This is a genomic window from Kitasatospora nipponensis (assembly GCF_039528135.1).
Lineage (GTDB): Bacteria > Actinomycetota > Actinomycetes > Streptomycetales > Streptomycetaceae > Kitasatospora > Kitasatospora nipponensis.
This window is the reverse complement of the sequence record NZ_BAAALF010000346.1, coordinates 1-4,117: the sequence shown is the minus strand read 5'-3', so window position 1 is coordinate 4,117 and position 4,117 is coordinate 1. Positions and strand designations below refer to the sequence as shown.

Genomic DNA, 4,117 nt, shown 5'->3' with positions numbered 1-4,117 from the left:
GGCGCCGAGCCGGTCGCTGGCGCGCCACCCGCTGTTCCAGATCGTCCTCACCAAGGAGAACACGGTCTCCTCGGAGGAGGGCAGCATCGCGCTGCCGCTGGAGCTGGCTGGGGTCGACATCGAGCCCCTCACGATGGCCAGGCCGTCCGCGAAGTTCGACCTGGACGTGATGGCCGGTGAGGTGGTTGATGCCGAGGGTCGTCCGGCGGGTCTGCGCGGGTCGGTGACGGTGGCGGTGGATCTGTTCGATCCGCAGTCGGCGGGGCGGTTCGCCGAGCGGTTGGTGCGGGTGTTGGAGTCGCTGGCCGCTGATGTCGAGACGCGGGTCAGTGCGGTGGATGTGCTGGACGATGACGAGCGTCGTCGGGTGGTGACTGAGTGGAACGACACGGCGGTGGAGGTGCCGGGGTCGTCGTTGGTGTGTGAGTTGTTCGCGGCGCGGGTGGCGGGTTCGCCGGGTGCGGTGGCGATCGTGGCCGATGGTGAGTCGGTGTCGTACGCGGAGTTGGACGAGCGGGCGAACCGGCTGGCGAACTATCTGGTGGCTCAGGGGGTGGGGCCGGAGTCGGTGGTTGGCTTGGCGTTGCCGCGTGGGGTGGAGATGATCGCGGCGATCCTGGCGGTGTGGAAGGCGGGTGCGGGGTACCTGCCGATCGATGCGGCGCAGCCGGCGGATCGGTTGGCGTTCTTGTTGCGTGACAGTGGTGCGGTGTTGCTGTTGACGGATGAGGAGACGCTGGGGGACATGCCGGCCGGGAAGGTCCGGTTGGTGGTGCTGGACGGCTCTTTGATGTCGGTGCATCTGGCGATGGCGTCGGTGTCGGCGCCGCGGGTGTTGGTGGATCCGCGGGGTCTGGCGTATGTGATCTACACGTCGGGTTCGACGGGTGTGCCGAAGGGTGTGGCGGTCACGCACGGTGCGTTGGCCAATTATGTGGCGTCGGTGCCCGGTCGGGTGGGGTTCGGTGAGCCGGGTGGTCGGTACGCGTTGTTGCAGGCGCAGGTGACGGACCTGGGGAACACGGTGGTGTTCGCGAGTCTGGCGACGGGTGGTGAGCTGCACGTTCTGCCGGAGGGTGCGGTCACCGACCCTGCGGCGGTGGCGGGTTATCTGGCGGAGCACCGGATCGACTTCCTGAAGGCCGTTCCTTCCCATGTCGCCGCGCTGGGTGTGGCGAACGTGGTGCCGGCGCGGTCGTTGGTGCTGGGTGGTGAGGCGGCGTCTCCTGCTCTGGTGGGGGAGTTGCTGGCGGCGGCGGGCGACTGTGCGGTGTTCAACCACTACGGCCCGACCGAGACCACGATCGGTGTGGCCACCACACGTCTGGTGGCGGGTGAGGTGGTGCCGGTGGGTACGCCGATCGCCAACACCCGTTTCTACGTGCTGGATGAGCGGATGGCGCCGGTCGCTCCCGGTGTGGTCGGTGAGTTGTATGTCGCGGGTGCGGGTCTGGCGCGTGGCTATGTGAAGCGTGCGGGTCTGACGGCGGAGCGCTTCGTGGCGGACCCGTTCGGTGCCGGGGACGGCGGTCGGTTGTACCGCACGGGTGACCGGGCGAAGTGGACGGTAGACGGTCAGGTGGTGTTCCTGGGCCGTGCCGACGACCAGGTGAAGGTCCGCGGCTACCGCATCGAGCCGGGCGAGGTCCAGACCGCACTGCTGACCCACCCCGAGATCGCCCAGGCCGCGGTCATCGCCCGCGAGGACCAGCCGGGCGACGTGCGCCTGGTCGCCTACGTCGTCCCGGCGGAAGCGGACGAGGTCGATGAGTTCGAACTCTCCAGTGCCCTGCGCAAGTTCGTGGGGCAGCGACTGCCGGAGCACATGGTCCCGGCCGCTGTGGTGATGCTGGACGGGCTGCCGCTGACCGGCAACGGCAAGCTCGACCGCAAGGCGCTGCCCGCCCCGAACTACACCGCCGGAGTGGCGGCGAGCAGCCGCGAACCCGCCAACGAGCGTGAGGAACTGCTCTGCGCGGCGTTCGCCGAGGTCCTGGGTCTGGAGAGCGTCGGCGTCGACGACGACTTCTTCGACCTGGGCGGCCACTCCCTGCTCGCCGTCCGCCTGGTCAGCCGGATCCGCACCCTGCTGGGCGTCGAAGTGGACATCCGGACCCTCTTCGAGGCGCCGACGGTGGCAGAGCTCGCCACGCAGATGGGAACCCAAAAGTCAGCAAGGCCGACGTTGCGGCCGATGCGTAACCAGGAGGAGTCCTGATGATTCCGTTGTCGTTCGCGCAGCGTCGGTTGTGGTTCCTCGCGCAGTTGGAAGGGCCCAGCGCTGCCTACAACACTCCGGTCACGATGCGGCTGCCGCGTGGTGTGGACCACGCGGCGCTCGGTGCGGCGTTGCGCGACGTCATGGAACGGCACGAGGTACTGCGTACGGTCTTCGCGGTGGCCGACGGCGAGCCGCACCAGCGCATCCTCAAGCCGGACGAGCTGACCTGGGCGCTCGACGTGGTGGAGGTCGCGCCGACCGAGCTGGTCGGTGCGGTCTCGGACGCGGCCAGGTACGCGTTCGACCTGTCGAGCGAGGTCCCGGTCCGGGCCTGGCTGTTCACGTCCGTGGACGACGACCCGGTACTGGTGCTGGCCATCCATCACATCGCCTGTGACGGCTGGTCGAAGGAGCCGCTGATCCGCGACATCTCGACCGCGTACGCGGCTCGCCGGCAGCACCGGGCACCCGGTTGGGATCCCCTGCCGGTGCAGTACGCGGACTACGCCCTCTGGCAGCGCGAACTGCTCGGTGATGACCAGGACCCGAACAGTGTGATCTCGCGCCAGGTGAGCTACTGGCGCGAGGCGCTGGAGGACGCGCCCGAGGAACTGGAGCTCCCCTGCGACCGTCCACGTCCGGCGGTCGCCAGTCACCAGGCGCACAGCACACCGCTGGTGGTGTCGCCGGAGGTGCACGCGCGGCTGGCGGGACTGGCGCGGGCCGAGCGCGCCACGATGTTCATGGTCCTGCAGACGGCTCTGGCGGTCACGCTCTCCCGCCTCGGCGCGGGCACCGACATCCCGATCGGCGCGTCGGTGGCCGGTCGCACCGACGAGAACCTGGACGACCTGGTCGGTTTCTTCGTCAACACGCTGGTGATGCGCACCGACCTGTCGGGCGACCCGAGCTTCCGGGAGGCGTTGGGGCGCGTTCGCCAGGCGAGCTTGGGCGCCTTCGCGAACCAGGACGTGCCGTTCGAGAAGCTGGTGGAGGAGCTGGCCCCGACCCGCTCGCTGTCGCGCCACCCGTTGTTCCAGGTCATGCTGACGGTGCAGAACGTCTCGCGGACGGAGCTCGGCCGGCAGTCCGAGGGTCAGGGCGGCGGGGCGCCGGCGGAGCTGGCGGTCGGGAGGCTGGCGGCGAAGTTCGATCTCGACGTCAACCTGGTCGAGGTGTCCGGCCCCAAGGGCAGTCCGGCGGGTCTGCGGGGCGCGGTCACCGCCGCAGCGGACCTGTTCGACTCCGGCACCGCCGCCCGCCTGGTCGAGCGCTGGATGCGGGTGATGGAGGCCGTCTCCGAGGACCCGGAAATCCGCCTCAGCGCGGTGGAGGTGCTGGACGCGGACGAGCGCCGTCGGGTCCTGAGCGAATGGAACGACACCGCGGTCGAGACGCCGGCCTCGTTGGTGTGCGAGTTGTTCGCGGAGCAGGTGGTGCGGACTCCGGGTGCGGTGGCGATCGTTGCCGATGGTGGGTCGGTGTCGTACGCGGAGTTGGACGAGCGGGCGAACCGGTTGGCGAACTGTCTGGTGGCTCAGGGGGTGGGGCCGGAGTCGGTGGTGGGCCTGGCCCTGCCGCGTGGCGCGGAGATGATCACGGGGATCCTGGCGGTCTGGAAGGCGGGTGCGGGGTACTTGCCGGTCGATCCGGCGCAGCCGGCGGACCGGACCGGATTCATGCTGGCGGACAGCCGGGTCGCGGTGCTGGTGGGGACGCGGGAGGTCCTGGCGGCGCTGCCGTTCGGCGAGCTGCCGGCCTTGGCACTGGACGACGCGGGAGTGGTGGCCGATCTCGCGGCTGCCGCCACGACGGCGCCGGGGGTGTCCGTCGGGGCTGGTGGTCTGGCGTATGTGATCTACACGTCGGGTTCGACGGGTGTGCCGAAGGGTGTGG

Annotated in this window: 2 protein-coding genes; both read left to right on the top strand. The window is 69.9% G+C overall.

Annotated features, from left to right (window positions below; genetic code table 11):
* The coding region (locus tag ABD323_RS39840; RefSeq protein WP_344447002.1) for a non-ribosomal peptide synthetase at positions 1 to 2,218 on the top strand (2,218 nt) is incomplete at its 5' end.
* A partial coding sequence (locus ABD323_RS39835) for a condensation domain-containing protein (RefSeq protein WP_344447001.1) occupies positions 2,218 to 4,117 on the top strand: 1,900 nt, incomplete at its 3' end. The genes ABD323_RS39840 and ABD323_RS39835, both read left to right, overlap by 1 nt.